Annotated in this window: 28 protein-coding genes and 1 tRNA gene; 26 read left to right on the forward strand and 3 right to left on the reverse strand. The window is 40.1% G+C overall.

Annotated features, from left to right (window positions below):
* Positions 1-25: 25 nt before the first annotated feature.
* The 3 genes from HMPREF2571_RS03050 (at position 26) to folP (ending at position 3,388) form a co-directional block, all read left to right on the forward strand.
* Positions 26-1,870, forward strand: coding sequence for an APC family permease (locus HMPREF2571_RS03050; RefSeq protein ID WP_004183113.1), 1,845 nt, complete (start codon positions 26-28; stop codon positions 1,868-1,870).
* Positions 1,871-2,015: 145 nt separating this feature from the next.
* A complete protein-coding gene (gene folE, locus HMPREF2571_RS03055; protein WP_002884345.1) occupies positions 2,016-2,579 on the forward strand; it encodes a GTP cyclohydrolase I FolE in 564 nt (187 codons plus the stop codon).
* An 8-nt stretch (positions 2,580-2,587) separates the two neighbouring features.
* Positions 2,588-3,388 carry a dihydropteroate synthase gene (folP, locus tag HMPREF2571_RS03060; RefSeq protein WP_014632753.1) on the forward strand — a complete coding sequence of 267 codons (801 nt, stop codon included), beginning with the start codon at positions 2,588-2,590 and terminating at the stop codon, positions 3,386-3,388.
* Between the two features lie 31 nt (positions 3,389-3,419).
* Here folP and HMPREF2571_RS03065 read toward each other — a convergent pair whose 3' ends face one another.
* Complete coding sequence (locus HMPREF2571_RS03065) at positions 3,420-4,871, reverse strand: alpha-amylase (protein WP_045001529.1); 1,452 nt, start codon at positions 4,869-4,871, stop codon at positions 3,420-3,422.
* Positions 4,872-5,091: 220 nt separating this feature from the next.
* Here HMPREF2571_RS03065 and folB point away from each other — a divergent pair, with 220 nt between their 5' ends.
* From folB to HMPREF2571_RS03105, 8 genes are all read left to right on the forward strand, one after another.
* The gene (gene folB / locus HMPREF2571_RS03070) at positions 5,092-5,451 is read left to right on the forward strand and encodes a dihydroneopterin aldolase (protein WP_004183107.1); all 360 of its coding nucleotides are present in this window, start codon (positions 5,092-5,094) and stop codon (positions 5,449-5,451) included.
* Complete coding sequence (folK, locus tag HMPREF2571_RS03075) at positions 5,448-5,939, forward strand: 2-amino-4-hydroxy-6-hydroxymethyldihydropteridine diphosphokinase (RefSeq protein WP_004183105.1); 492 nt, start codon at positions 5,448-5,450, stop codon at positions 5,937-5,939. The genes folB and folK overlap by 4 nt, the downstream gene beginning before the upstream one ends.
* 189 nt (positions 5,940-6,128) lie before the next feature.
* Entirely contained in the window at positions 6,129-7,031 is a 903-nt protein-coding gene (murB, locus tag HMPREF2571_RS03080; protein WP_004183103.1) for a UDP-N-acetylmuramate dehydrogenase, read from the forward strand.
* A gap of 46 nt (positions 7,032-7,077) precedes the next feature.
* Positions 7,078-8,232 (forward strand): ABC transporter ATP-binding protein, encoded by a 1,155-nt coding sequence (locus HMPREF2571_RS03085; protein WP_002884517.1) that lies wholly within the window; start codon positions 7,078-7,080, stop codon positions 8,230-8,232.
* Positions 8,216-9,010, forward strand: a complete 795-nt coding sequence (locus tag HMPREF2571_RS03090) for an ABC transporter permease (RefSeq protein WP_002884253.1) — start codon at positions 8,216-8,218, stop codon at positions 9,008-9,010. Before HMPREF2571_RS03085 ends, HMPREF2571_RS03090 begins: the two co-directional genes overlap by 17 nt.
* Positions 9,007-9,783 carry an ABC transporter permease gene (locus tag HMPREF2571_RS03095; RefSeq protein WP_002884421.1) on the forward strand — a complete coding sequence of 259 codons (777 nt, stop codon included), beginning with the start codon at positions 9,007-9,009 and terminating at the stop codon, positions 9,781-9,783. Before HMPREF2571_RS03090 ends, HMPREF2571_RS03095 begins: the two co-directional genes overlap by 4 nt.
* Positions 9,776-10,843, forward strand: a complete 1,068-nt coding sequence (locus HMPREF2571_RS03100) for an ABC transporter substrate-binding protein (RefSeq protein WP_002884479.1) — start codon at positions 9,776-9,778, stop codon at positions 10,841-10,843. Before HMPREF2571_RS03095 ends, HMPREF2571_RS03100 begins: the two co-directional genes overlap by 8 nt.
* Positions 10,844-11,152: 309 nt before the next feature.
* A complete protein-coding gene (locus tag HMPREF2571_RS03105; protein WP_004183097.1) occupies positions 11,153-12,052 on the forward strand; it encodes an SPFH domain-containing protein in 900 nt (299 codons plus the stop codon).
* A gap of 43 nt (positions 12,053-12,095) precedes the next feature.
* Here HMPREF2571_RS03105 and HMPREF2571_RS03110 read toward each other — a convergent pair whose 3' ends face one another.
* Entirely contained in the window at positions 12,096-12,491 is a 396-nt protein-coding gene (locus tag HMPREF2571_RS03110; RefSeq protein ID WP_004183092.1) for a lactoylglutathione lyase, read from the reverse strand.
* 115 nt (positions 12,492-12,606) lie between these two features.
* On the opposite strand from HMPREF2571_RS03110, the gene HMPREF2571_RS03115 reads away from it, so the two are divergent.
* The 7 genes from HMPREF2571_RS03115 (at position 12,607) to HMPREF2571_RS03145 (ending at position 17,582) form a co-directional block, all read left to right on the forward strand.
* Positions 12,607-13,500 (forward strand): ROK family protein, encoded by an 894-nt coding sequence (locus tag HMPREF2571_RS03115; protein ID WP_004183090.1) that lies wholly within the window; start codon positions 12,607-12,609, stop codon positions 13,498-13,500.
* A gap of 154 nt (positions 13,501-13,654) precedes the next feature.
* Complete coding sequence (serC, locus tag HMPREF2571_RS03120; protein WP_004183088.1) at positions 13,655-14,749, forward strand: 3-phosphoserine/phosphohydroxythreonine transaminase; 1,095 nt, start codon at positions 13,655-13,657, stop codon at positions 14,747-14,749.
* 12 nt (positions 14,750-14,761) lie between these two features.
* Positions 14,762-15,319, forward strand: coding sequence for a GNAT family N-acetyltransferase (locus tag HMPREF2571_RS03125; RefSeq protein ID WP_002884484.1), 558 nt, complete (start codon positions 14,762-14,764; stop codon positions 15,317-15,319).
* Between the two features lie 18 nt (positions 15,320-15,337).
* Positions 15,338-16,516: a 3-phosphoglycerate dehydrogenase family protein gene (locus HMPREF2571_RS03130; RefSeq protein WP_004183085.1), complete on the forward strand. Its 1,179-nt coding sequence runs from the start codon at positions 15,338-15,340 to the stop codon at positions 16,514-16,516.
* Positions 16,517-16,571: 55 nt separating this feature from the next.
* Positions 16,572-17,066: a methylated-DNA--[protein]-cysteine S-methyltransferase gene (locus HMPREF2571_RS03135; RefSeq protein WP_013991010.1), complete on the forward strand. Its 495-nt coding sequence runs from the start codon at positions 16,572-16,574 to the stop codon at positions 17,064-17,066.
* 34 nt (positions 17,067-17,100) lie between these two features.
* Positions 17,101-17,454: an arsenate reductase family protein gene (locus tag HMPREF2571_RS03140; protein ID WP_004183081.1), complete on the forward strand. Its 354-nt coding sequence runs from the start codon at positions 17,101-17,103 to the stop codon at positions 17,452-17,454.
* A gap of 57 nt (positions 17,455-17,511) precedes the next feature.
* Positions 17,512-17,582 (forward strand) — tRNA-Thr (locus tag HMPREF2571_RS03145).
* A gap of 383 nt (positions 17,583-17,965) precedes the next feature.
* On the opposite strand, the gene HMPREF2571_RS03150 is transcribed toward HMPREF2571_RS03145, so the two are convergent.
* Positions 17,966-19,141, reverse strand: coding sequence for a peptidoglycan bridge formation glycyltransferase FemA/FemB family protein (locus HMPREF2571_RS03150; protein WP_013991009.1), 1,176 nt, complete (start codon positions 19,139-19,141; stop codon positions 17,966-17,968).
* Positions 19,142-20,002: 861 nt separating this feature from the next.
* On the opposite strand from HMPREF2571_RS03150, the gene HMPREF2571_RS03155 reads away from it, so the two are divergent.
* The 8 genes from HMPREF2571_RS03155 (at position 20,003) to HMPREF2571_RS03190 (ending at position 26,325) form a co-directional block, all read left to right on the forward strand.
* Complete coding sequence (locus HMPREF2571_RS03155; protein WP_004183077.1) at positions 20,003-20,200, forward strand: F0F1 ATP synthase subunit C; 198 nt, start codon at positions 20,003-20,005, stop codon at positions 20,198-20,200.
* Positions 20,201-20,233: 33 nt separating this feature from the next.
* Positions 20,234-20,941: a F0F1 ATP synthase subunit A gene (gene atpB, locus HMPREF2571_RS03160; protein ID WP_004183075.1), complete on the forward strand. Its 708-nt coding sequence runs from the start codon at positions 20,234-20,236 to the stop codon at positions 20,939-20,941.
* 20 nt (positions 20,942-20,961) lie between these two features.
* Positions 20,962-21,459: a F0F1 ATP synthase subunit B gene (gene atpF, locus HMPREF2571_RS03165; protein ID WP_002886161.1), complete on the forward strand. Its 498-nt coding sequence runs from the start codon at positions 20,962-20,964 to the stop codon at positions 21,457-21,459.
* Complete coding sequence (locus tag HMPREF2571_RS03170; RefSeq protein ID WP_002885901.1) at positions 21,459-21,995, forward strand: F0F1 ATP synthase subunit delta; 537 nt, start codon at positions 21,459-21,461, stop codon at positions 21,993-21,995. Before atpF ends, HMPREF2571_RS03170 begins: the two co-directional genes overlap by 1 nt.
* Before the next feature lie 15 nt (positions 21,996-22,010).
* On the forward strand, positions 22,011-23,516 hold the full coding sequence (gene atpA, locus HMPREF2571_RS03175) for a F0F1 ATP synthase subunit alpha (protein WP_004183073.1): 1,506 nt from the start codon (positions 22,011-22,013) through the stop codon (positions 23,514-23,516).
* A gap of 18 nt (positions 23,517-23,534) precedes the next feature.
* Entirely contained in the window at positions 23,535-24,413 is an 879-nt protein-coding gene (locus HMPREF2571_RS03180) for a F0F1 ATP synthase subunit gamma (protein ID WP_002886026.1), read from the forward strand.
* 76 nt (positions 24,414-24,489) lie between these two features.
* The gene (gene atpD, locus HMPREF2571_RS03185; RefSeq protein ID WP_002885994.1) at positions 24,490-25,896 is read left to right on the forward strand and encodes a F0F1 ATP synthase subunit beta; all 1,407 of its coding nucleotides are present in this window, start codon (positions 24,490-24,492) and stop codon (positions 25,894-25,896) included.
* Positions 25,897-25,908: 12 nt separating this feature from the next.
* A complete protein-coding gene (locus HMPREF2571_RS03190; RefSeq protein WP_002890211.1) occupies positions 25,909-26,325 on the forward strand; it encodes a F0F1 ATP synthase subunit epsilon in 417 nt (138 codons plus the stop codon).
* Positions 26,326-26,385 lie beyond the last annotated feature (60 nt).

Below are 26,385 nucleotides of genomic sequence, written 5' to 3' on the forward strand. Positions count from 1 at the left end.
ATGTTTTAAAAGTAAGGAGATGACAATGTTTCAACGTCTGAAAAACATTTTAATCGGTGAACCTTTAACTCATGATGATAGTGGTGATGAACACTTATTGTCCAAGATTCAGGCCTTGGCCATGTTGTCGAGTGATGCACTTTCATCTATCGCCTATGGTCCAGAGCAGGTCGTCTTGGTTCTGACAGCTGTATCTAGTGCGGCTATTTGGTGGTCAATCCCTATTGGACTTTTGGTTCTCGTCCTTTTGGCCAGTCTTACCATTTCTTATAGACAGGTTATCAAAGCCTATCCTCAAGGTGGTGGCGCCTATATGGTAACGACGGAAAATCTGTCTCCTAAGTTTGGCTTGATAGCTGGTGGTAGTCTTTTGGTCGATTACATGTTGACGGTTGCTGTTTCAGTGGCCTCAGGTGCAGATGCCATTACTTCAGCCCTTCCCTTCCTGCATCCTTTCAATCTTGAAATATCAATGATTTTGGTGCTTGTTTTGATGGTTATGAACCTTAGGGGAATGCGTGAATCGGCAAAATCTTTGATGATACCCGTTTATCTCTTCATTGTTTCGACGCTATTCTTGTTGGGATTTGGTTTCTTTCAAATTTTAACGGGTCATATGCCATACGCAGCCACAGCACATTTAGGACAACCAATTACAGGTGTGTCATTGATTCTTATTTTAAGGGCCTTTACTTCAGGTTCTGCCTCATTGACAGGGGTAGAAGCTATCTCTAATGCGGTGCCTTTCTTTAAGAAACCTAAGGCCAAAAATGCAGCTTCAACCCTCTTTATCATGTCTAGCATTTTGGGGGCTATGTTTGCGGGAATTACCTTCCTCAACTGGTGGACAGGTATTACACCTCATGCAGGAGTAACCATCTTGTCACAAATGGCTAGAGAAATTCTCGGTCAGTCATGGATTGGTAGTATTCTATTTTACGTTTTCCAATTCTCTACTGCCATGATTCTTGCAGTAGCGGCTAACACAGGTTTTTCAGCCTTTCCGATGTTGTCCTTTAATATGGCGAAAAATAAATACATGCCTCACATGTACCTTGAAAAAGGGGCACGTATGGGATACTCTAATGGGATCTTGACACTTGCAATCGGTGCCATTACCCTTTTGTTTATTTTCCGAGGAAATACGGAACGTTTGATTCCGCTTTATACCATCGGTGTATTTATTCCATTTGCTCTTTCTCAAACGGGGATGGTTATCCATTGGATTCGTGAATATGGTAAGGGATTCTGGAAACACTCTTTAGCTAATATCTTGGGCGCCCTCATTTGTTATGCTATTGTTCTCATTCTCTTCCTTTTCCGTTTAGGAGATATCTGGCCATTCTTCCCAATTATTGCAATCTTGATGTGGATGTTCCTTAAGATTAAAAAACACTATAATGGTGTTGCTCAACAGTTGCGTATTGATGGAGCGGTAGAAGAACACCATTATCAAGGAAATATTGTTCTTATCCTCGTTGGGAATGTTACCAAGGCTAATATCGGAGCTATTTCCTATGCACGTTCTATTGGTGACAAGGTTATCGCCATGCATGTATCTACTAAGGATACTGAGAACAAGGACAAGGAAACTGAACAAGAGTTTAAAAAATATTTCCCTGAAATTGAGATGGTTCATATCCAATCACCGTACAGCTCAATCACTCAGTCAACCATTCAGTATGTGGACGAGGTCGCCACTCAAGCTGAGAAGGATAATGCGACTCTGACAGTCATGATTCCTCAGTTTGTACCTAAAAAATCATGGCAAACCATGCTTCACAACCAAATGAGTTTACGATTGAAATATTATCTCAAATGGCGTGAGAATATTGTGGTTTCATCCTATTCTTACCACTTGAAAGACTAAAAAATATAAGCGAAGATAACCTCTATATGAAAGGTGGTCTTCGCTTTTTTTGAGAATTAGGTAGCTAGGAAATCTTATTTTTTGCAAGAAAAATCCAGCAAAATAAGGTATAATAGATAGTATTATAACGTTGCAAGAGGAAATTATGGCAAATCAAGAAAAAGTAGAACAAGCAGTCTATCAACTATTGGAAGCTCTAGGTGAAAATCCTGAGCGTGAGGGACTTTTGGACACACCAAAACGTGTGGCTAAGATGTATGCTGAAATGTTTTCAGGTCTAAATGAAGACCCTAAGGATCAATTTACAGCTGTCTTTTCAGAAGTCCATGACGAAGTTGTCCTTGTCAAGGATATTCCTTTTTACTCTATGTGTGAGCACCATTTGGTTCCATTTTATGGTAAGGCCCACGTGGCTTATTTGCCAAGTGGAGACAAGGTGACAGGACTTTCCAAATTAGCGCGTGCGGTTGAAGTAGCTGCTCGTCGTCCGCAGTTGCAAGAACGTCTTACAGATCAAGTTGCTACAGCACTTGAAGAAGCTCTGAATCCTCGAGGAGTTTTTGTCATGGTTGAAGCAGAGCACATGTGCATGACCATGCGAGGCATTAAGAAACCAGGAAGTAAGACAATCACAACTGTCGCTAAGGGCCTTTATAAAGAAGACCGTGAAGAACGCAAGGAAATTCTTTCATTGATGCGTGATTTTTAGGAGTTAAGATGTTTATTGGCAAACATGAGATTGCAGGTAAGGCCTGTATTATGGGAATCTTGAATGTCACCCCTGATTCTTTCTCAGATGGTGGCGATTTTGACACTGTAGAAGATGCTTTGGCTCAGGTTGAGCGTATGATTGCCCAAGGGGCTGCCATTATCGATGTAGGTGGCGAATCTACAAGACCAGGAGCAGAATTTGTAACTGAGGAAGAAGAGATTGCTCGTATCGTGCCAGTTATTCAGGCTATCAAGGCAAAATATGATGTGCTCATCAGTATTGATACCTATAAGACAGCCACTGCCAGAGCTGCTCTTGAAGCAGGTGCAGATATTCTAAATGATGTCTGGGCTGGACTCTATGATGGTCAGATGCTAGCTTTAGCAGCTGAAAAGAATGTGCCGATTATTCTCATGCATAATCAAAAAGAAGAAGTATACAATGATGTCACAGAAGATGTCTGTACATTCCTCAGTCAACGTGCTCAGGCCGCCTTGGAAGCAGGTGTGGTCAAGGACAATATCTGGATTGATCCAGGCTTTGGCTTTGCGAAAAATGTCCAACACAATATTGACCTGCTAAAAGGTTTGGACAAGGTCGTTGCCCTAGGCTATCCTGTTCTTTTTGGGATTTCTCGTAAGCGTGTTGTGGACTACCTACTAGGTGGAAATACCCAAGCTAAGGACCGCGATCAGGGAACGGCTGCTCTATCTGGCTATGCTGTTAGCAAGGGTTGTCAGATTGTCCGTGTACATAATGTTGACGCCAATCGTGATATTGTTAAGACCATTTCAGGAATTCTATGATACTAAAAAAAGCTCAATTGAGCTTTTTTTCTTAGTCTTGAATTGTCCAAACGCTGACAGATTTTTCAGAAACTGGGAAGTCTCCCCATCCGTCTTCGTCAATGGTTACAGTATCAGAGCAGTTTCCAAGAATGTCATAGAAGGTTTGTCCAGCCCAATCACTACCAATTTCCATAGACTTGCTGTTAGCAGCATCATTAGAGATTGTTACAGCTAATGGAGCGCCATCTTCGTTGCCAGAGCGTGTCCATCCAATACAGTTTGGATCATCAAAGTAGTCTGTTTGCTCTCCGTAAGCTAGGTCTTTACGAGCGTAGAGCAAGGTATCTAGGGTTTCTTGGAAATTTTCTTGAGCAAATTCACCTTCGATTCCATAGTAGTCACCATAAAATAGGCAAGGAAGACCGTCTTCACGGAGAAGGATGAGAGCATAAGCAGCTGGTTTAAACCATTCTTCAACAGTAGATTCTAGAGCTTGTCCGCGTTGAGTGTCGTGGTTGTCTACGAAGGTTACAGCATGTTCAGGATGATTTTTGACCAAGGAATGATCGAAAATTGTCGTCAAATCATAATCGGCACCATCTAAGCTAGCCTTGTGTAGATTGTTGTGGAGGGGAACATCGACGAGGTCAAAACGTTTTTCAATCTTTTCAAGATAGATATTATTTTCCTCTTCGTTACCATTCCAAAATTCACCAAAGACATAGAAATCCTGACCTTGTTTTTCTTTGACATCACGAATAAAGTTACGCATGAAGAATGAATCAATGTGCTTGACTGCATCCATGCGGAATCCTTGAACGCCTGTTGTTTCAACGAACCAATCTGCCCATTCGTAAATGTTTTCAATAACTTCAGGGTGTTTATAGTCTAGGTTAGCATACATAAGGTAGTCAAAGTTACCATTCTCATTGTCAACCAAGTCGTTGTCTGCCCAACCTTTGTTGTCACCTTGGATAAGATAGATGCCACTTTTATTACGTTTGGCATCGAAGTCAGTTCCGTTAAAGTGGTACCAGTGCCATTCAAAATCGTTGTAGGCTTTATTACGTCCGTCAAAGGTGAAGTGTGTCCAACCTTCGATTTCAAATGGTTCGCTGATTTCTTGGGTACGGTCCTCTGGGTCAACTTCGACCACTTCGAAGGTCTCGAGTTTATCGGCTGCTGCCTTGTGGTTAAGCACAACGTCGGCCATAGGTACAATACCAACTTCTTTGAGTTGGTTGATAGCATTGAGATACTCTTCTTTGAGGCCGTATTTGGTGCGGACTGTTCCTTTTTGGTCGAATTCTCCAAGGTCAAAGAGGTCATAGACTCCGTAACCAACATCATCTTTGTTGGTGGCCTTAAAAGCAGGTGGCATCCAAACGTGGCTGATGCCCAGGTCTGCTAAATGTTGGGCATCATCAGCCAAATTGTTCCAGTGTTGACCGTCACTTGGAAGATACCATTCAAAGTATTGCATTGCGGTTTGATTTGTCATAGTTTTTTCCTTAATTAGTTGAGATAGTCTTGCTTGTAATCAGGAATCTTTTTAACTCCTGTGCCTATATTTTACCAAATCAGAAGAATTATGCAACCGATTGCATACGCGTAAACACAATAACTTCAGATCTGTCTAAAATATCATACTAATTAGAGACCAACTTTTCAACTGTTTTGTGCTAGAATAAAGAGGAGTCTAGTCGTGTGAAGGAGAAACTATGGATAAAATTATTTTAAATGGTTGCCGTTTTTATGGCTATCACGGGGCTTTTGCTGAGGAACAGACCCTGGGACAAATTTTTGTGGTAGATTTGGAATTGGCTGTTGATCTAACCAAGGCCTCACAGAGTGACAATCTAGATGATACGGTTCACTATGGATTGGTTTTTGAAGCTGTGCAAAAACAAGTGGAAGATAAAAAGTACATTTTGATTGAGCGTTTAGCTGGTGCAATTTGCGAGGATCTATTTGCACAGTTTCCACCAATTCAATCTATTAAAGTTCGAATTACCAAGGAAAATCCCCCAATTAATGGGCATTATAAGAGTGTTGGTATCGAATTGGAGCGTAGCCGATGACAAGAGTTTATTTGAGTTTGGGATCTAATATGGGAGACCGTCAGGGCTATCTTCAAAAAGCTGTGAAGGCCTTGAATGACCTACCTGAGACGGAGGTTAAAGCGGTATCCTCTTATTATGAAACGGCTGCTTGGGGACTGACAAATCAGGCTGATTTTTTGAATCTTGCCTTGGCTTTAGAGACGAAGTTGCCAGCAGAGACCTTACTAAGGTCATGTCAGCAAATTGAAAAAGATCTTGATCGCGTTCGTCATGAGCATTGGGGGCCTCGGACGGTAGATATAGATATTCTTCTATATGGGCAGGAAATATGGGAGACTGAGCACCTTAAAGTGCCCCACCCTTATATGAGCCAGAGAGCTTTTGTTTTGGTGCCCTTAGTAGAAATAGCAGATGATTTGGTTGACCCTAAAACTGGGCAAGCCTACAAAAATTATTTGAGTCACTTAAACACTAGTGATGTCCGTAAATTGGAGCTTATGGACTAGCTTTGCGTGAAATTCCTTGTCGTCAAGATGGGGAATTTTTGCTATAATTAAACTTGGCTTTTTGCTGTATTTTTCTTCTAATTTTTAGGGAAAAATACTAACTCATTTTTAGGTAGTGATAGTAACATGGGGGAGTCTATCACGATACCTACAAAGAAATCAATGTATAGAAAAAGTATGGAAAATAACATGTTAGATGAACTTAAAGAAGATTTAGTGGGGATTGATATTCGTTTCGACGAACCCTTAAAACGTTATACATATACCAAGGTTGGTGGTCCAGCAGATTATTTGGCCTTTCCACGTAACCGCTATGAACTCTCTCGTATTGTCAAATTTGCTAATAAGCATGACATTCCTTGGATGGTGCTTGGTAATGCCAGTAATTTGATTGTCCGTGACGGTGGTATCAGAGGTTTTGTGATTATGTTTGACAGGCTCAATGGTATCGCAGTTAATGGTTATCAAATTGAAGCTGAAGCGGGAGCTAACTTGATTGCGACAACCAAGGTGGCTCGTTTCCAAAGTTTGACCGGTTTTGAATTTGCTGCGGGGATTCCAGGTAGTATTGGTGGTGCTGTCTTTATGAATGCTGGTGCCTATGGTGGCGAGATTGCCCATGTCTTGGTTTCTGCTCAGGTTCTTACAAAAGACGGTGATATTCGTACGATTGACGCAAGAGATATGCGTTTTGGTTATCGTCGTTCAGTGCTCCAAGAAACAGGTGAAGTGGTTATCTCAGCTAAATTTAACCTCAAACCAGGAGATTACGAGCAAATCAAGAATGAGATGAATCGTCTTAATCATTTGCGAGAGCTTAAACAACCTCTTGAATACCCTTCATGTGGTTCGGTCTTTAAACGCCCACCAGGTCATTTTGCAGGTCAGCTTATTGTGGAAGCTAATCTCAAGGGACATCGTATCGGTGGTGTTGAGGTGTCAACTAAGCATGCTGGATTCATGGTCAATGTTGATCACGGAACAGCTAAAGACTATGAAGACCTTATTGCAGATGTCATCGCTAAGGTTAAGGAAAATTCAGGTGTAACACTTGAGCCTGAAGTACGTATCATTGGCGACAAATTAAACTAATAAAACCCTATCCCTATATTTGCTATCCATGGAGGATTTATGACAATTGACTAATCCGATTATTGCCTTTCGAAACGTCTCAAAAGTGTTTGAAGATAGTGGCACACAAGTTTTAAAAGACATCAACTTTGAACTAGAAGAAGGTAAGTTCTATACCCTACTCGGGGCTTCTGGTTCTGGTAAATCAACGATTTTGAACATCATTGCAGGTCTCTTAGATGCGACCAGTGGTGACGTCCTTTTGGATGGAAAGCGTATCAATGATATTCCTATTAATAAAAGGGATGTCCACACCGTTTTTCAATCTTACGCCCTCTTTCCACATATGAATGTCTTTGACAATGTGGCTTTTGCCCTTAAATTGAAAAAGGTGCCAAAAAAGGAAATCGAAGAGCGTGTAGAAGAAGCCTTAAAGATGGTTCAACTAAATGGTTATCAAAAGCGCTCAATTCAAAAATTATCAGGTGGTCAACGTCAACGTGTGGCCATTGCCCGTGCGATTATTAACCAACCACGTGTGGTCCTTTTGGATGAGCCCTTGTCAGCACTGGATTTGAAACTACGTACTGAAATGCAATACGAGTTGCGCGAATTACAGCAACGTCTAGGGATTACCTTTGTCTTTGTTACCCACGACCAAGAAGAAGCCTTGGCCATGTCGGATTGGATTTTTGTTATGAACGATGGTGAAATTGTTCAATCAGGAACTCCGGTTGATATCTATGACGAACCTATCAATCACTTCGTTGCAACCTTTATTGGAGAATCTAACATCCTGCCAGGCGTTATGATTGAGGACTATTTGGTTGAGTTCAATGGGAAACGTTTTGAATCTGTTGATGGAGGAATGCGTCCTAACGAACCTGTCGAAGTGGTTATTCGTCCTGAAGATTTACAGATTACACTTCCTGAGGAAGGTAAACTGCAAGTTCGTGTGGAAACTCAGCTCTTCCGTGGGGTCCACTATGAAATCATTGCCTATGACAATCTTGGCAATGAATGGATGATTCACTCAACCCGTAAGGCGATTGAGGGTGAGATTATCGGTCTTGATTTTACGCCTGAGGATATTCATATCATGCGTCTTAATGAGACAGAAGAAGAATTTGATGCACGTATTGAAGAATATGTGGAAGTGGAAGAGCATGAAGATGGCTTGATTAATGCCATTGAGGAGGAGCGCTATGAAGAAAACAGCTAGCCTCTTCTCGGTACCTTACCTGCTTTGGCTCCTACTCTTCGTGGTTGCTCCAGTGCTCATGCTACTCTATCAGTCTTTCTTTGATATCAGTGGCAACTTTACATTGGATAATTATGGCACCTTCTTTTCCAGTTGGACTTACTTAAGGATGAGTTTTAACTCGGTTCTTTATGCAGCCATCATTACTCTAGTAACCCTCCTCATTTCTTATCCGACGGCATATCTCTTAACCAGATTGAAGCATAAACAACTTTGGTTGATGTTGGTCATTTTGCCAACCTGGGTCAATCTCCTTCTGAAAGCCTATGCTTTTATGGGGATTTTTGGCCAACAAGGTGGTATCAATGCCTTTCTTGGTTTCTTTGGGATTGCACCCATGCAAATACTCTTTACGGACTTCTCCTTTATTTTCGTGGCTAGCTACATTGAAATTCCCTTCATGATTTTACCGATTTTCAATGCACTGGATGATTTGGATGAAAATATTGTGAATGCAAGTAAAGATTTGGGAGCCAATGATTGGCAGACCTTTACCAAGGTTATTTTTCCCTTATCGCTTAATGGGGTACGCTCTGGTGTCCAGTCGGTCTTCATTCCTAGTCTCAGCCTCTTTATGCTGACACGCTTGATTGGTGGTAACCGAGTTATCACCCTAGGGACAGCTATCGAACAGCACTTCCTCACGACACAAAACTGGGGAATGGGGGCAACCATTGGTGTTGTTCTTATTGTTGCTATGATTGCGACAATGTGGTTAACAAAGGAGAGACGTCAATGAAAAAATTTGCAAATCTCTATTTAGCTCTTGTCTTTGTTATCCTTTACCTGCCAATCTTTTATTTAATCGCCTATTCTTTCAATAGTGGTGGCGATATGAATAGTTTCACAGGTTTTACTCTGGATAACTACCAGAGCATGTTTTCAGATAGCCGTCTTATGTTAATTCTGGCTCAAACCTTCTTTTTAGCTTTCCTTAGCGCTCTTCTGGCAACGATTATTGGTACCTTTGGGTCTATCTTTATCTATGAGAGTAAACAGAAGCAACAGACTGGGATTTTATCCCTAAATAACGTGCTCATGGTTGCACCGGACGTCATGATTGGTGCTAGTTTCTTGATTCTCTTCACCTTGATTGGTTTCCAACTAGGCTTTGTTTCTGTCTTATTGAGTCACATTGCCTTTTCAATCCCAATCGTGGTTCTCATGGTGTTGCCACGTCTCAAGGAAATGAATCGAGATATGGTGAATGCCGCTTATGACCTAGGTGCAACTCAATGGCAGATGTTACGTGAGGTTATGTTGCCATACTTGACACCTGGTATTATTGCTGGTTATTTCATGGCCTTTACCTATTCGTTGGATGACTTTGCAGTAACCTTCTTTGTAACGGGGAATGGTTTTTCAACACTTGCTGTGGAAATTTACTCACGTGCACGTAAGGGGATTTCTCTGGAAATCAATGCCTTGTCAACCGTTGTTTTCCTATTCTCTATTCTTTTAGTGATAGGTTATTATGCGATTACCAAGGAGAAGGAGGAGCAGGATGCGTAGACTCTATCAATTTCTGGCAGGTATCTTAGCCATTATCTTCTTCCTTTGGGGCATCTCTGCCTACATGCAGAGTCGTACTGGAAATGTGTCAGACAAATTAGTTATCTATAACTGGGGTGATTATATTGACCCAGACCTTCTGACCAAGTTTACAAAAGAAACGGGCATCAAGGTCCAGTACGAAACCTTTGATTCCAATGAAGCCATGTATACCAAGATTAAGCAGGGCGGAACAACCTACGATATCGCTGTGCCGTCAGACTATACCATTGATAAAATGGTTAAGGAAGACCTTTTGGTGAAGTTGGATAAATCTAAAATCAAAGGTTTTGACCAGATTGGTTCAAGCTTTAAAGGGCTTAGTTTTGACCCTCACAATGACTATTCCATCCCTTATTTCTGGGGAACTGTCGGTATTGTTTATAATACAAAATTGGTGAAAAAAGCACCACAGCACTGGGATGATCTTTGGTCACCAGATTACAAAAACCAGATTATGCTAGTTGATGGTGCGCGTGAAGTCCTTGGTTTCTCACTCAATAGCCTGGGATATAGCTTGAATACGAAGAACATGACTGAATTACGTTTGGCTGAAACTAAACTTAATAGTCTAACACCAAATATCAAGGCTATTGTTGGTGATGAGATGAAGGGCTACATGGTTCAAGGTGACGCAGCTATCGGAGTGACTTTCTCAGGGGAAGCTAGTGAGATGCTTGATAAAAATGAGGACCTACGTTATGTTGTCCCATCTGAAGGCTCAAACCTTTGGTTTGATAATCTGGTGATTCCTAAGACTGTAAAGCATGAAAAAGAGGCTTATGCCTTTATCAACTTCATGCTTAAACCGGAAAATGCAGCGCAAAATGCTGAATATATCGGTTATGCCACACCTAACCAAGCAGCTAAAGCCTTGCTTCCAAAGAGTATCACCGATGATAAAGCCTTTTATCCCTCAGAATCAACCATTAAAAACCTTGAAGTTTATAACAACTTAGGACAAAAATGGCTCGGAATCTATAACGATATTTACCTTCAAGTTAAGATGTATCGTAAATAAGTCATTTGAGATTTGAGTTTTAGATGCCATCTAGAATGATTCTTCAAACGATTTTATTTTCGAAAATACTAAGAGGCTGAAACGCAATCGTTTCAGCCTTTTTCTTATTTCGAAAAGTCTCGCCTGTTGCGTACAACTCTCTCGATTAGCAGGAATTTTCAAGTTTTCAGGAGTGCTGACACATCAGTGATAAAGAAAGTGTCTCTTTTACACTATTTCGAACGAGCCATGCTATTTTTCTTGAAAAATTGTATTACTGTGCTATAATAAAACAAAGAAATTTTTAATGTTTATTTTGGAGGACTTAACATGCAAGCAGCACTTCTCTTTTTACTGTTTTCCTTCCTGATTATTTTGGGAATTCTCATCAGTATGCTTTACGTTGTACGTCAACAGTCAGTGGCTATCGTTGAACGTTTTGGACGTTATCAAAAAATTGCAACGAGTGGGATTCATATGCGTTTACCATTTGGTATCGATAAAATTGCCGCTCGTATTCAACTACGTTTGCTTCAAAGTGAGATTGTGGTTGAGACTAAGACAAAGGACAATGTTTTTGTCATGATGAATGTGGCCACTCAATATCGTGTTAATGAGCAAAATGTTACAGATGCATACTATAAACTCATGCGTCCAGAGGCTCAAATTAAATCATACATTGAGGATGCTCTCCGTTCATCAGTTCCTAAATTGACACTTGATGAGCTCTTTGAGAAGAAAGATGAAATTGCCCTTGAGGTTCAACACCAAGTGGCTGAAGAAATGACAACTTATGGTTATATCATTGTTAAGACTTTGATTACCAAAGTTGAACCAGATGCTGAAGTTAAACAGTCTATGAATGAAATCAATGCTGCCCAACGTAAGCGTGTAGCAGCTCAAGAATTGGCAGAAGCTGATAAGATTAAGATTGTCACAGCAGCTGAAGCCGAAGCTGAAAAAGATCGCCTTCACGGGGTTGGTATTGCCCAACAACGTAAGGCTATCGTTGATGGATTGGCTGAATCAATCGCAGAACTTAAAGAGGCCAATGTGGGTATGTCTGAAGAGCAGATTATGTCTATTCTCTTGACTAACCAATACTTAGATACGCTTAATACTTTTGCGGCTAAAGGCAATCAAACCTTATTCCTACCAAATAATCCAAACGGTGTGGATGATATTCGTACCCAAATTTTGTCAGCCTTAAAGACAGATAATAAAAATTAAGCACAAAAGGAAGCCAGATCTATACGATCTGACTTTTTTTGATTTATTTTTCTAGGAATTGCGTCAAACGAATAACTTCAATCTTATAGCCATCTGGATCAGTGATAAAGTAGTACATTTTTGGTTTACCAGGAAGACCTGAGAGGTCTGTGACAGTATAGCCAGCCTCTTTGTGAGCTTGGTGTGTAGCTTCTAGGTCATCAACACCAATGGCGATATGACCATATCCATCCCCGAGATCATAAGCTTCATGGTCGTAGTTGTAGGTTAATTCCAACTCGTAATCAGGATCATCTTCGAGTTGCAAGTAGACAAGGGTGAATTTATATTCTGGAAAATCATTGCGACGAGCTTCTTTGAAACCAAGAGCTTCTTTATAAAATTTAAGTGAGGCTTCTAGGTCCTTGACACGGACACAAGTGTGTAGAAATTTAGTCATGTGAGATACTCCTTTTATCTAATTCTGTAAGTTTATGATAGCATTTTGGAACCGTTTTTTCTAGTTTTAGCTCTTTTGTGTTATAATGACGAAAAACAATTTGTGGAGGATGCTTATGACGATTTTAGCGATTGATTTTGGGGGAACACAGGTGAAGTCAGCACTTGTTTCAGAGCAGTTTGCCATTGAAAAGAGTCTGCCGACGCAGTCATCCCCACAAACCTTGGAACAAGCTATTGACGTGATTGATCAGATAGTTACTTCAGTTGAAGTAGACTTATCAGGTTTAGCAATTAGTGTTCCAGGGACAGTTGATACTGAGGAAGGTGTCATTTATCATGGTGGCTTATTGAGGTTCTTTCACGGCTTTCGTATTAAAGAGGTCCTCGAAGCCAAGTACCATCTACCTGTAATGGCCCTTAATGATGGTAAAGCAGCAGCCTTGGCAGAGCTAGCCACAGGTCATTTGCAAGGAGTGACCAATGGTGCAGCCCTTGTTTTGGGTTCAGGTCTAGGTGGTGGATTCATTATTAATGGTAAACTTTTTCAAGGAAGCCACTTTCAAGCGGGTGAGTTGACCTTTCTGTTACCAGTTCAAATGGAAAAAGTTGATCCTTCATTGATGCGAGGCATGACTTTGTCGGCTGTCGGTTTAATTACCAAGGTAAATGAAGTGCTAGGTAACTCAGATTTAAAGGATGGTTTAGCCGCATTTAAGGACATAAATGCAGGAGATGAGACAGTCTATTCGCTTTTTGAAAGCTATTGCCGTAACCTAGCCATTACCATTTTGAATCTTCAAACCATCTTTGATATGGAAACCTTTGTTATTGGAGGTGGCATTTCAGCCCAGCCGATTCTTATCAAGGAGGTCAACCGCCAGTTTGATAAGGTTCACCATGAGATTGACTTTATCGGTAAAATTATTAAACGTCCCGAGATTGTTGCTTGTCATCATCATAATGGAGCTAATCTAATTGGGTCAGCCTATTTTCTTAAGCAAAAATAAACGGATACTAAAATCAATTACTGATAAGAATATACATAAAATACCTAACTTTTTCGAGGCGAGCGGTTAATCCCGTTCGTTTTTTACTGTTAACACTTTACAATATTCAGAAAATTCGCTATAATAGGACTATTAAAATTTTGGAGGTGTCTTTATGACAATTTATAATTTCTCAGCAGGACCTGCTACATTACCAAAACCAGTGCTTGAAAAAGCCCAAGCTGAATTGCTTAACTATCAAGATTCCGGTATGTCCGTGCTAGAAATGTCCCACCGTTCTCCAGAATTTGACAAAATCGTTAAAGATGCGGAAGCGACACTTCGTGAGCTTATGGCCATTCCTGATAACTATAAGGTTATTTTCTTGCAAGGTGGCGCTTCAACACAATTTACAATGGTCCCACTTAACCTCGCTCAAGGTAAGAAAGCTTACTACCTTGTAGGTGGTTCATGGGGTAAAAAAGCTTACACAGAAGCTGTTAAACTTTCAAAAACTATTCCGTTTGAACCAATTCTTTTGGCTTCTTCAGAAGAAACTGTTTACGATCATATCCCAAGTTTTGACCCAGCAACAATTGATCCAGAAGCTGCTTATGTTCACTTGACAACGAACAATACCATTGAAGGAACATCTATCTACGATTTGCCTGATACTAATGGTGTGCCAATTGTAGCTGATATGTCTTCAAATATTTTGGCTGCTCGTTACAATGTTGAGGACTTTGCCCTTATCTATGCTGGTGCTCAGAAAAATATTGGACCTGCTGGGGTGACAGTGGTTATCGTTCGTGAAGACTTCCTTAACGACCAACCACAATTGTCTGCCATGTTGGATTACCGTATTCAAGCTGAAGCAGGATCACTTTACAATACACCACCATGTTTCAACATCTATATTTCAAAACTCGTCTTTGACTGGGTTAAAAATGAAATTGGTGGCGTGGACAAGATGGCTGAAATTCAATGTGAGAAATCAGGACTTCTCTACGATTACATTGAGTCATCTGATTTCTACACAAATCCTGTCAAAGATGCCAAGGATCGTTCTGTCTGCAATATCCCATTTGTAACACCAAGTAAAGAGTTGGATGCTAAATTTGTAGCAGAAGCAGATGCTCTTGGTTTCAAGAATATCAAAGGACACCGTTCAGTAGGTGGTATGCGTGCTAGTGTTTATAATGCATTCCCACGTCAGGGTGTACTTGACTTGATTGACTTTATGAAGAAATTTGAAGCCGAAAATAAATAATTAGGTAAAGAGATGGAAATTAGACAAGCCTTCCCAAATGAAATTGGGGCTATCATGACTGTGATTGAGAGTGCTAGAACTGCTTTAGCAGAAGCAGGGAGTACCCAATGGCAAGGAGCTGATGGTTACCCTACTGAAGAAACTATCTTTGACGATGTCCTTAATGGGCAGGCCTATGTAGGAATTGTTGATGGTCAAATCGTTTCTTATGCTGCGGTGATTGTTGATGGAGACCCTGCTTACGACAAAATCTATGACGGGGACTGGAAACATCACAATAAGCGCTACATTACTTTTCATAGAATCGCCGTTTTAAGTGAATTTACGGGTCAGGGCATTGCTCAAACCTTCATTCAAGGTCTTATTGAGGGAACTGATGCTCATGATTTTCGTTGCGATACGCATGAAAAGAATACTGTCATGCAGCATATTTTGGAGAAACTTGGCTATGTCTATTGTGGCAAGGTTCCTATTGATGGTGAACGTCTTGCTTATCAGAAAATCAAAACTAAGCGAGAGAAAGCCTTTTATCAAGAACTTGATGAAGCAGCTCACCACGGGATACATTGATTTAAGAGGAATAAAATTATGGTATTTAGTGTAAAAACGTATAACAATATTAACCAGATTGGTTTGAAAGAACTTGGAAATCATTTCCAAATTGATGGTGATTTAGCGGAAAATCCGGATGCCTATATCATTCGTAGTCAAAATCTCCATGACACTGTTTTTCCTGACAACTTGAAAGCTATTGCGCGTGCTGGTGCAGGTACTAACAATATCCCAGTTGACGAAGCAACTGAAAAAGGGATTGTTGTCTTCAATACTCCGGGTGCCAATGCTAACGCTGTTAAGGAAGCTGTTTTGGCCTCTATCTTACTCTCAGCACGTGACTATATTGCGGCCAATGCTTGGGTTAACACACTTAGTGGTGATGATGTTCCTAAACAAATTGAAGCAGGTAAGAAACAGTTTGCAGGTAGCGAGATTACTGGTAAGACATTGGGTGTTATCGGGCTCGGTGCCATTGGTGCACGTATTGCCAATGATGCTTACCGTTTGGGAATGAAGGTCTATGGTTACGACCCATATGTTTCTATTGAAGCTGCCTGGAATATTTCTCACCATGTAAGACGTGTTTCTGATCTTAAAGAGATTTTTGAAAACTGTGATTATATCACTGTTCACGTTCCATTGACACCAGATACACAGGGAACTTTCAATGCGGATGCCTTTAACCTTATGCAAAAAGGGACAACTATCATTAACTTTGCCCGTGCAGAGTTGGTAGATAATGATGCCCTCTTTGATGCTTTGGAAACAGGTGTGGTTAAACGCTATATCACCGACTTTGGTACAGAAGATCTCCTTAACAAACCTAATGTGACTGTCTTCCCACACGTTGGTGGATCAACAGGTGAAGCAGAACTTAACTGTGCGATTATGGCAGGTCAAACCATCCGTCGTTTCATGGAAACAGGTGAAATTGTTAACTCTGTTAACTTCCCACGTGTGCAACAGGCCTTGAGTGCCCCATACCGCATCACCTTGATTAATAAAAACGTGCCTAATATTGTGGCTCGTATCTCTACTGCGGTTTCTGATTTTAATATCAATATCGATAATATCATCAACCGTTCTAAGGGCGACTATGCCTATACACTTCTTGACCTTGATGAAACAGACAAATCTAAGATTGATGAATTGGTTGCCAAGTTTGAAGCTAGTGACAATATCGTTCGTGTGCGTTTGATTAAAGGTAAATAATAAGAGTTAATTGACAGGAACAAGAGATTCCTGTCTTTTTTGTTATAATAAAGACATGCTTTATCGTCAGTATTATTTATCTCCTATTGGACGCTTGTGCTTGGTGGCAAGTGACCAAGCGCTTTATGGTGTTTGGTTGGAGGGGCAAAAACATTTTCAGTCAGGAATCAGGGAAGAGGAGCTAGTAGACACCTCAAATCCTATCTTGAAAATGACCAAGAATTGGTTAGAGGCTTATTTTAAAGGTGATCATCCAAGTCCAGATACCCTCCCTCTAGCTGATAGAGGGACAACCTTTCAGCTAAAGGTTTGGTCAGCTTTACGGGACATTCCTGTGGGGGAGAGCAGAACTTATAGTCAGATTGGTAAAGTGATTTTATGTCAATCGGCGCAGGCCGTAGGAACTGCTGTTGGTAAGAATCCTTGGTTGATTCTGGTCCCTTGCCATCGGGTTCTTCCTAGTAGTGGTCATATAGGAAAATATGCTGCAGGAGAAGACGCCAAGCGTTTCTTACTTCATTTAGAAGGCATTAGGTTTGACAATCCTTAGATAGATATCTTATGCTAGAAAAAAGGAGAAAATTATGTACATTTTTTATGAATATCCCAAATGTAGCACTTGTCGTAAGGCAAAGGCAGAACTCGATCAATTAGGTTTAGATGTTGAATCTATTAATATTAAGGAAAATCCACCTTCGGCTCAATTTTTAAAAGAGCTTTTGGAAGGGTCAGATTTAGAACTTAAGAAATTCTTTAATACGAGTGGTCAATCCTACCGCTCTCTAGGTCTAAAGGATAAGTTGCCAACCCTATCCCTTGATGAAGCTGTTGAACTTTTGGCTTCAGATGGTATGTTGATTAAACGTCCTATCTTGATTAAAGATGGTAAGGTTTTACAGGTTGGTTACCGTACGCCTTACCAAGACTTAAATTTATAAAAAATAAGCAAAAAATCTTGCCACAGTAAATAGAAGTATGGTAAGATTAAAACAGTTGCCGCTATAGTTAAATGGTATAATAGAGCAATGGTAATGCTCCGTTCCGAGTTCAATTCTCGGTGGTGGCATCTGTGATAGCGTCCAGCCTTAGGGTTGGATTTTTTTTATGTGAGTTTAAGCTTGTCTCGCTTCGAAGGTATGAGACAAATAAATCACCTATTATGCGAGAGTGTATTGAAAGCTTTACTGATAATACTAAGTACTGCGAATTCTTCTTTGAGAGTTTGTGACGAGTCAAGTGCACTAAGATTTGAAGAAAATGCTTGGGCACTGGCCGGTATTTGGTTTTTTAGCGTTTAAGCAAATTAACTGTTAGACGGGTGATTATGACTATTGAGAATAGTCTCACGTCGATTCTAATACAACAAAAAGTCATCATATGATGACTTTTTGTTGTATTAGAATTTTGTGTTTATTTTCAAGGAGAGAATAGCAAACAGTATTCTTTAAACTAAGAACGTTTAAGAAGCTTTTTAAGTCCTTGGATAAGTTTGTATTTTAAAGGTTGTGGGTAATAACGGAAGGTTCCCATCTTACGAACAATATAACCGTTAAAGTTTTGTTTAAATCGTAGAACTCCATCAGAGCCGTCAAACACGCCTGTAATTCCAAGGAAATTATAACTCATAATATTTCTCTTCAAAGTGCATTTCATGGCATGATACTGAATTAAGAAAGCAGCAGAGAATTTTTGAAATTCTGTATAGGAACCTCCAAATAGATAGGTGGCCTGATCTTGTGTATATAGTATTAAAGCACAAGCAAGAAGTATCTTCTCTGTATTAATTTTTTGTTTGAGCTCTGAAATGATCTGTTTTTGTTTATTCAATTTTTGAGCTTGTTGCTCATACTGTTTGCTCTTAGGGTTCAGTGAGGTAAGTTTACTATTTATGTGATCTAAGCTTTTTTCAAAATCTAACTCTGCTACCAAGAAATCAGCGTTATCACCAAATGCATCATATAGATCTGTATAATAATCTAAACTTTTATCTTCAAACCCTTGCCTTTTTCCGGTTTCTTCTATAATCTTTTTGAATTCTGTGATTTCGCCTTTATTTATTTTGCGAACAATAACATTATAGTCGAGAGCAGTTTTGATGTTTCTGACGCTATTTTTGTTAAATGATTTTAATAAGGATGTTTCATCAAAGCCCTCAAGATTTTTCAAATAATGCCAGGTTGGTTCCCCTTCAGGATAGCCTATCTGTAAACCATCAAATTTGTAGCCAAGATCTGTTAGTGTAGAAATTAATTCTGTTTTCTCAGGTTCAGTAGGCTTTCCATCAATTTCAAATGTCTGATAAGTGTCGTCTGGCTTTACAACCAGTTCTAGAGCTCCCTGTTTCTTAGCAAAAAGTTGTAATTCATGATAAAAACTCTTTAAGTCGGATTCATCTGTATACGATGGACCACTATTAATTTCTATTCTGACTCCTCCAGTCAAATGCTTCATGAAAGCAATAGCAGCAACAGTAATTTCATTATTACTTTTCCAACCTAAAAACTTAGTCTCGAATCCTCTTTTTCTTAGGAGATTAGACATTGATACTGTTTGCATGAACGAATGTTCTTTACATTTTTCTATGAAAGATGTAAACTCTTCCTCTTTCAAAATTGTAAAACTCATTTTATTTCCTTTCGATTACAAGTAAATAGTTATATAAGATATTATAACAAAAATAAGTTCAGATGCTTCAAACTATCTATATTTCAAATTGACTATAATCACAGAATGATAAAGTCTAGGAATCTCACATTATATAAATCTAGGTACAGTGAGCTTCCAGATTCTATCGTTGACAACGAAAGGAAGATAGCAGAAGCTTTTTGAACAACAGAAGTTGTTAAATCTGACGAGTTACCGTTTTATACACGTCATTTTATGAAAAATACAAAGTCTCCAAGGGTTGGTATTGTTGTTCCTAGGCTATAAAAAATCAAGGCTGGGTAAGTCGTCTAACATCTGATAATATTAGTGTTTATTTTATTCAAGGAAAGAAGCAACATCAATGGTGATTATTGATAAGTTAATCATTTGATATAGATCGATACCAATATTAAAAAGTGTCGGAGTAGTGTCTCCTACGTTTGGAGTTAGCAGGACTTTTAAAAGAAATAATGGAGCAATTTGAAAAAAATAATCAGCTTTCCTTCAGCTTTCTTTAAGCAACCCAAGCTATACTATAATCATCCTAATAAGTATTGCTGAACATGGTTCGGTAGAACTCACACCTCTGACGCTGAGTCAGACAGTGAAACTTTCTTTTTTTCATAAATTTCCCAAACAAGTCTAACCTGCCATAGTTAGGCTTGTTTTTTTTGGAATTAGCAGATCAGCCTGTTCATTAAAAGTAAACGCTTACGCAAAAATAGTGAAAACGTTAGGCAAAGTCAGTGAAAACGTCTAAAAAACCGTCAATTCGTTGACTTTCGTGGAAAATAGGACTAAAATAACAGGGTAAAAAAAAATTAAAAGGAGAATTCTACTATGAATTTAACTATCTTAGGCCTCGGTTTGGCCGTTATGGGTGTATCTATTGGTGAGGGTATCCTCGTTGCCAATGTCGCTAAAGCTGCAGCTCGCCAACCTGAGATGTTTAGCAAACTTCAAACATTGATGTTTACTGGTGTTGCCTTTATCGAAGGTACCTTCTTCGTATTGTTTGCCCTTAGCTACATTGTCTAATAGACAAATAAAAAGATGAAGGAGGGATGAGCAGTGGAAACTACAAGTAATCCAACCGTCTCATTATTTGGGATTGATTTTGACTTGACTGTCCTTGCCATGTCTCTCTTGACAGTAATTATCGTTTTTGGAGTGGTTTTCTGGTCAAGTCGTAAGATGACCATTAAACCAAAGGGAAAACAAAATGTGCTTGAGTTCATCTATGAGTTTGTGAACAGTACCATTTCTCAAAATCTTGGGAAATTCACGAAGAATTATAGTTTGCTCTTGTTTGTAATTTTCACCTTTGTTTTTACAGCGAACAACTTAGGTTTGCTTGTATCTGTAAAAAGTGAGCATTACAATTTTTGGACTTCTCCAACATCGAACTTCGGTGTTACTATCACTCTTTCTTTGATTATTACCCTCATTAGTCATATTGAGGGGATCCGTAAAAAAGGGTTTAAAGGCTATCTAAAAGGCTACCTTTCACCATACCCAGCTATGCTCCCAATGAACATTTTGGAACAATTAACCAACCTTGCTTCATTGGCCTTGCGTTTGTTTGGTAACATTTATTCTGGTGAGGTACTTACTGGCTTGATTCTTAAATTGGTGACATGGTCTGTCTTTGCAGCACCTGTATCCTTTGCTTTGAACCTTGTCTGGGTTGCCTTTTCAGCCTTTATCGGCTTCATCCAAGCCTATGTCTTTATTATCTTAAGTTCAAACTATATTGGTGATAAAGTCAACGAAGAATAATTAAGAAAGGGAGAAATGAAATGTCATTACTGATTAATAGTACGACACTTGGTAATATCATTATCACACTCGGCTCAGTTTTTCTCTTGTATTACCTCATCCGTAAATTCGCATGGGATCAAATTACAGGAATCTTTGCTGCTCGTGAAAAGAAAATTGCCACAGATATTGATAGTGCTGAAAATGCTCGTCAAGAAGCAGAAAGCTTGGCACAAAAACGTCAAGATGAGTTAGCAGGTGCTCGCACTGAAGCGGCTCAAATTATTGATGGGGCCAAGGAAACTGGTAAAACTCAAGAATCAAAAATCATTGCAGAAGCACATGATGAAGCTAAACGCTTGAAAGAAAAAGCAAATCAAGACATCGCCCAAAGCCGTGTGGAAGCACTTGCTGGAGTTAAAGGTGAAGTTGCAGACTTGACTGTCCTCTTGGCGGAAAAAGTTATGAAACAAAACCTTGATGCTAAAGCGCAATCTGACTTGATTGATAGCTATCTTGATCAATTAGGAGATGCTTAATGGATAAGAAAACACAAGCTCTTGTTGAGCAGTATGCCAGAAGCCTGGTAGAAGTCGCTTTTGAACAAGACGCCGTGTCAACAATCCAAGAAGAAGTAAGGCAAATCCTAACAGTTTTTGCTGAAACAAATCTAAAAACCTTCTTGTCGCAGGAAAATGTGACAAGTGAAGCTAAAAAAGAAAGTTTGAGCTTGTTTCAAGAGTCTTGTTCAGTGTATATGAACAATTTTCTTGAGGTAATCTTACTCAATGACCGTGCCAACATTCTCTATGATGTGTTGAAATTGGTCCTTGAGCTCTTTGATCAAGAAGACAATACTTACGATGTTACAGTGACATCAGCAAGTCCCTTGTCTGAAGAACAAAAAGCTCGACTTTTGGCGATTGTTTCACAAAAATTTGAGATTAAGACACGTCGTTTAGTAGAAAAAATTGATGAGGACCTCATCGGAGGATTCGTCATCAAAGCAAAAAATAAGGTTGTTGACACGTCAATTCGCAGTCAATTGCAAACCTTTAAAACGAATTTGAAATAGAAAGTGGTGTGACTTTTGGCAATTAACGCACAAGAAATTAGCGCTTTAATTAAAAAGCAAATTGAAAACTTCCAGCCAAACTTTGACGTCACTGAAACTGGTGTCGTTACCTATATCGGTGACGGTATCGCACGTGCTCGTGGTCTTGATAATGCTATGAGTGGTGAGTTGCTCGAATTTGAAAATGGTGCCTATGGTATGGCCCAAAACCTTGAAACTAATGATGTCGGTATCATTATCTTGGGGGATTTCGTAGCAATTCGTGAAGGCGATATTGTTAAACGTACTGGAAAAATTATGGAAGTTCCAGTTGGTGAAGCCCTTATTGGTCGTGTAGTAAACCCACTTGGGCAACCAGTTGATGGTCTTGGTGACATCGAAACAACAGGTTTCCGTCCAGTTGAAACACCTGCTCCAGGTGTTATGCAACGTAAATCAGTTTCTGAGCCATTGCAAACTGGTCTTAAGGCCATTGATGCCTTGGTTCCAATCGGACGTGGTCAACGTGAATTGGTTATCGGAGACCGCCAAACTGGTAAAACTTCAGTAGCCATTGATGCGATCTTGAACCAAAAAGGTCAAGATATGATCTGTATCTATGTGGCTATTGGTCAAAAAGAATCAACAGTTCGTACACAAGTAGAAACTCTCCGTAAACACGGTGCTCTTGATTACACAATCGTTGTGACTGCCTCTGCATCACAACCATCACCATTGCTTTACATTGCACCTTATGCTGGTGTTGCAATGGCTGAAGAGTTCATGTATAACGGAAAACACGTTTTGATTGTTTATGATGATTTGTCTAAACAAGCCGTGGCCTACCGTGAACTTTCATTGCTTCTCCGTCGTCCACCAGGTCGTGAAGCCTACCCAGGGGATGTCTTCTATCTCCACTCACGTCTTTTGGAACGTTCAGCTAAAGTTTCAGATGATCTTGGTGGTGGTTCAATTACTGCCTTGCCAATCATTCAAACGCAAGCCGGAGATATCTCAGCATATATCGCAACAAACGTTATCTCAATCACAGATGGACAAATCTTCTTGCAAGAAAACTTGTTTAACTCAGGTATTCGTCCAGCCATTGATGCGGGTTCTTCCGTATCACGTGTAGGTGGATCAGCGCAAATTAAAGCGATGAAGAAGGTTGCTGGTACACTTCGTCTTGACTTGGCTTCATATCGTGAACTTGAAGCCTTTACGCAATTTGGTTCAGATTTGGATGCTGCGACTCAAGCGAAATTGAACCGTGGTCGTCGTACAATCGAAGTTTTGAAACAACCGCTTCATAAACCACTTCCAGTTGAGAAACAAGTTGTTATCCTTTACGCTTTGACACATGGTTTCTTGGATAGTGTTCCGGTTGATCAAATCTTGGATTTTGAAGATGCACTCTATGACTACTTTGATAGTCACCATGAGGATATCTTTGAAACTATTCGTACAACTAAGGATCTTCCTGAGGAATCTGTACTTAATGAAGCTATCCAAGCTTTCAAAGATCAGTCAGAATATAAATAGAAATAGGGAGGACAGCATATGGCAGGCTCTCTAAGAGAAATCCAAGCAAAAATTGCTTCAACAAAGAAAACGAGTCAAATTACAGGAGCCATGCAAATGGTTTCTGCCTCAAAATTGACACGTTCTGAGCAAGCTGCTAAAGATTTCCAAATCTATGCCTCAAAAATTAGACAGATCACAACAGATCTTCTACATTCAGAATTGATTAATGGTTCGTCAAATCCAATGTTGGATGCACGCCCAGTCCGTAAGACAGGTTACATTGTCATTACTTCAGATAAGGGACTTGTTGGAGGTTATAACTCAACAATTCTTAAAGCTGTGTTGGATATGATTAAACGTGACCATGATTCTGAAGATGAATATGCTATTATTTCTATTGGTGGAACAGGTTCAGATTTCTTCAAGGCTCGTAACATGAATGTTGCTTTTGAACTTCGTGGCCTTGAAGATCAACCTAGTTTTGAACAAGTCGGAAAAATCATTTCTAAAGCAGTAGGAATGTATCAAAATGAACTTTTTGATGAACTCTATGTGTGCTACAACCACCATGTTAATAGTTTGTCTAGCGAAGTTCGTGTGGAACAAATGCTTCCTATCGCTGATTTGGATCCCAATGAATCAGAAGGTCATGTGTTGACCAAGTTTGAATTGGAACCAGATCGTGACACTATTTTGGATCAACTCTTACCACAATATGCGGAGAGTCTTATCTACGGTGCTATCGTAGATGCCAAAACAGCTGAGCACGCAGCTGGTATGACTGCAATGCAGACAGCCACTGATAATGCTAAGAATGTGATTAACGATTTGACAATCCAATATAACCGTGCGCGTCAAGCTGCCATCACTCAGGAAATTACTGAAATTGTTGGTGGTGCAAGTGCACTTGAATAGCTAGAGATTTGTCTTAATTAGACACACATGAAAAAAGGATGATTGTCATCCAGAAAACTATCATAAGGAGAAAACAATGAGCTCAGGCAAAATTGCTCAGGTTGTTGGTCCTGTTGTAGACGTAGCGTTTGCAGCTGGTGATAAACTTCCTGAGATTAACAATGCATTGGTCGTTTATACTGATGAACAAAAGTCTAAACGTATCGTGCTCGAAGTAGCTCTTGAACTTGGAGAAGGTGTGGTTCGTACCATTGCCATGGAATCTACTGATGGATTGACTCGTGGACTAGAAGTTCTGGACACTGGACGTCCAATCAGCGTTCCTGTTGGTAAAGATACCCTTGGACGTGTCTTTAACGTTCTTGGTGATACCATTGACTTGGAAGCACCTTTTGCAGACGATGCAGAGCGTGAACCAATTCACAAAAAAGCACCAACTTTCGATGAATTGTCAACATCTACTGAAATCCTTGAAACAGGGATTAAAGTTATCGACTTGCTTGCCCCTTACCTTAAAGGTGGTAAAGTCGGACTCTTTGGTGGTGCCGGTGTTGGTAAAACCGTTCTTATTCAAGAGTTGATTCACAACATTGCCCAAGAGCACGGTGGTATTTCCGTGTTTACAGGTGTTGGTGAACGTACACGTGAAGGTAATGACCTTTACTGGGAAATGAAAGAATCTGGCGTTATTGAGAAAACAGCCATGGTCTTCGGTCAAATGAATGAACCACCTGGAGCACGTATGCGTGTTGCCCTTACTGGTTTGACAATTGCGGAATACTTCCGTGATGTCGAAGGTCAAGACGTGCTTCTCTTCATCGATAACATCTTCCGTTTCACTCAAGCAGGTTCTGAGGTTTCTGCCCTTCTTGGTCGTATGCCATCAGCCGTTGGTTACCAACCTACACTTGCTACTGAAATGGGTCAATTGCAAGAACGTATCACATCAACTAAAAAAGGTTCTGTTACATCAATCCAAGCCATCTACGTTCCAGCCGATGACTATACTGACCCAGCGCCAGCTACAGCATTTGCTCACTTGGATTCAACAACCAACCTTGAACGTAAGTTGACACAAATGGGTATTTACCCAGCCGTTGACCCATTGGCATCAAGCTCACGTGCCCTTTCACCTGAAATTGTTGGTGAAGAACACTATGCTGTTGCGACTGAAGTTCAACGTGTGCTTCAACGTTACCGTGAATTGCAAGATATTATCGCTATCCTTGGTATGGATGAATTGTCAGACGAAGAAAAAACATTGGTTGGACGTGCTCGTCGTATCCAATTCTTCTTGTCACAAAACTTCAACGTTGCTGAACAGTTTACAGGTCAACCAGGTTCTTATGTTCCAGTTGCTGAAACTGTTCGTAGCTTTAAAGAAATCCTTGAAGGTAAATATGACAATCTTCCAGAAGATGCCTTCCGTAGCGTAGGTCCAATTGAGGATGTAGTAGCTAAAGCTAAAGCTATGGGCTACTAGTGAGGTGAATATATGGCACAAATGACCGTACAAGTGGTAACTCCGGATGGTCTTAAATATGACCACCATGCCAGCTTTATCCACGCGGTTACTAAAGATGGTCAAATTGGTATCTTGCCAGGCCATATTAACTTGATTGCGCCACTTGAAGTGGATGAACTCAAGGTTCGTCGTGTGGATGACGAGAGTCACGTCGATTGGATTGCCGTAAATGGTGGTATCATCGAAGTTAAAGATGATTTTATTACTATCGTTGCCGATTCAGCAGAACGTGAACGCGACATTGACGTTTCTCGTGCCGAACGTGCCAAGCAACGTGCCGAACGTGACTTGGAAGAAGCAACTAAATCTGACCGTATTGATGAAGTTCAACGTGCTCAGGTTGCTCTCCGTCGAGCACTTAATCGTATCAGTGTCGGTACAAAATAAGATAAACAAAAAGCGAGACTTAGGTCTTGTTTTTTGGGCTCTTTGTCAACTGTAGTGGGT

This window comes from Streptococcus sp. HMSC068F04 (assembly GCF_001837455.1).
In the GTDB taxonomy this organism is placed as follows: Bacteria; Bacillota; Bacilli; order Lactobacillales; family Streptococcaceae; genus Streptococcus; species Streptococcus salivarius_D.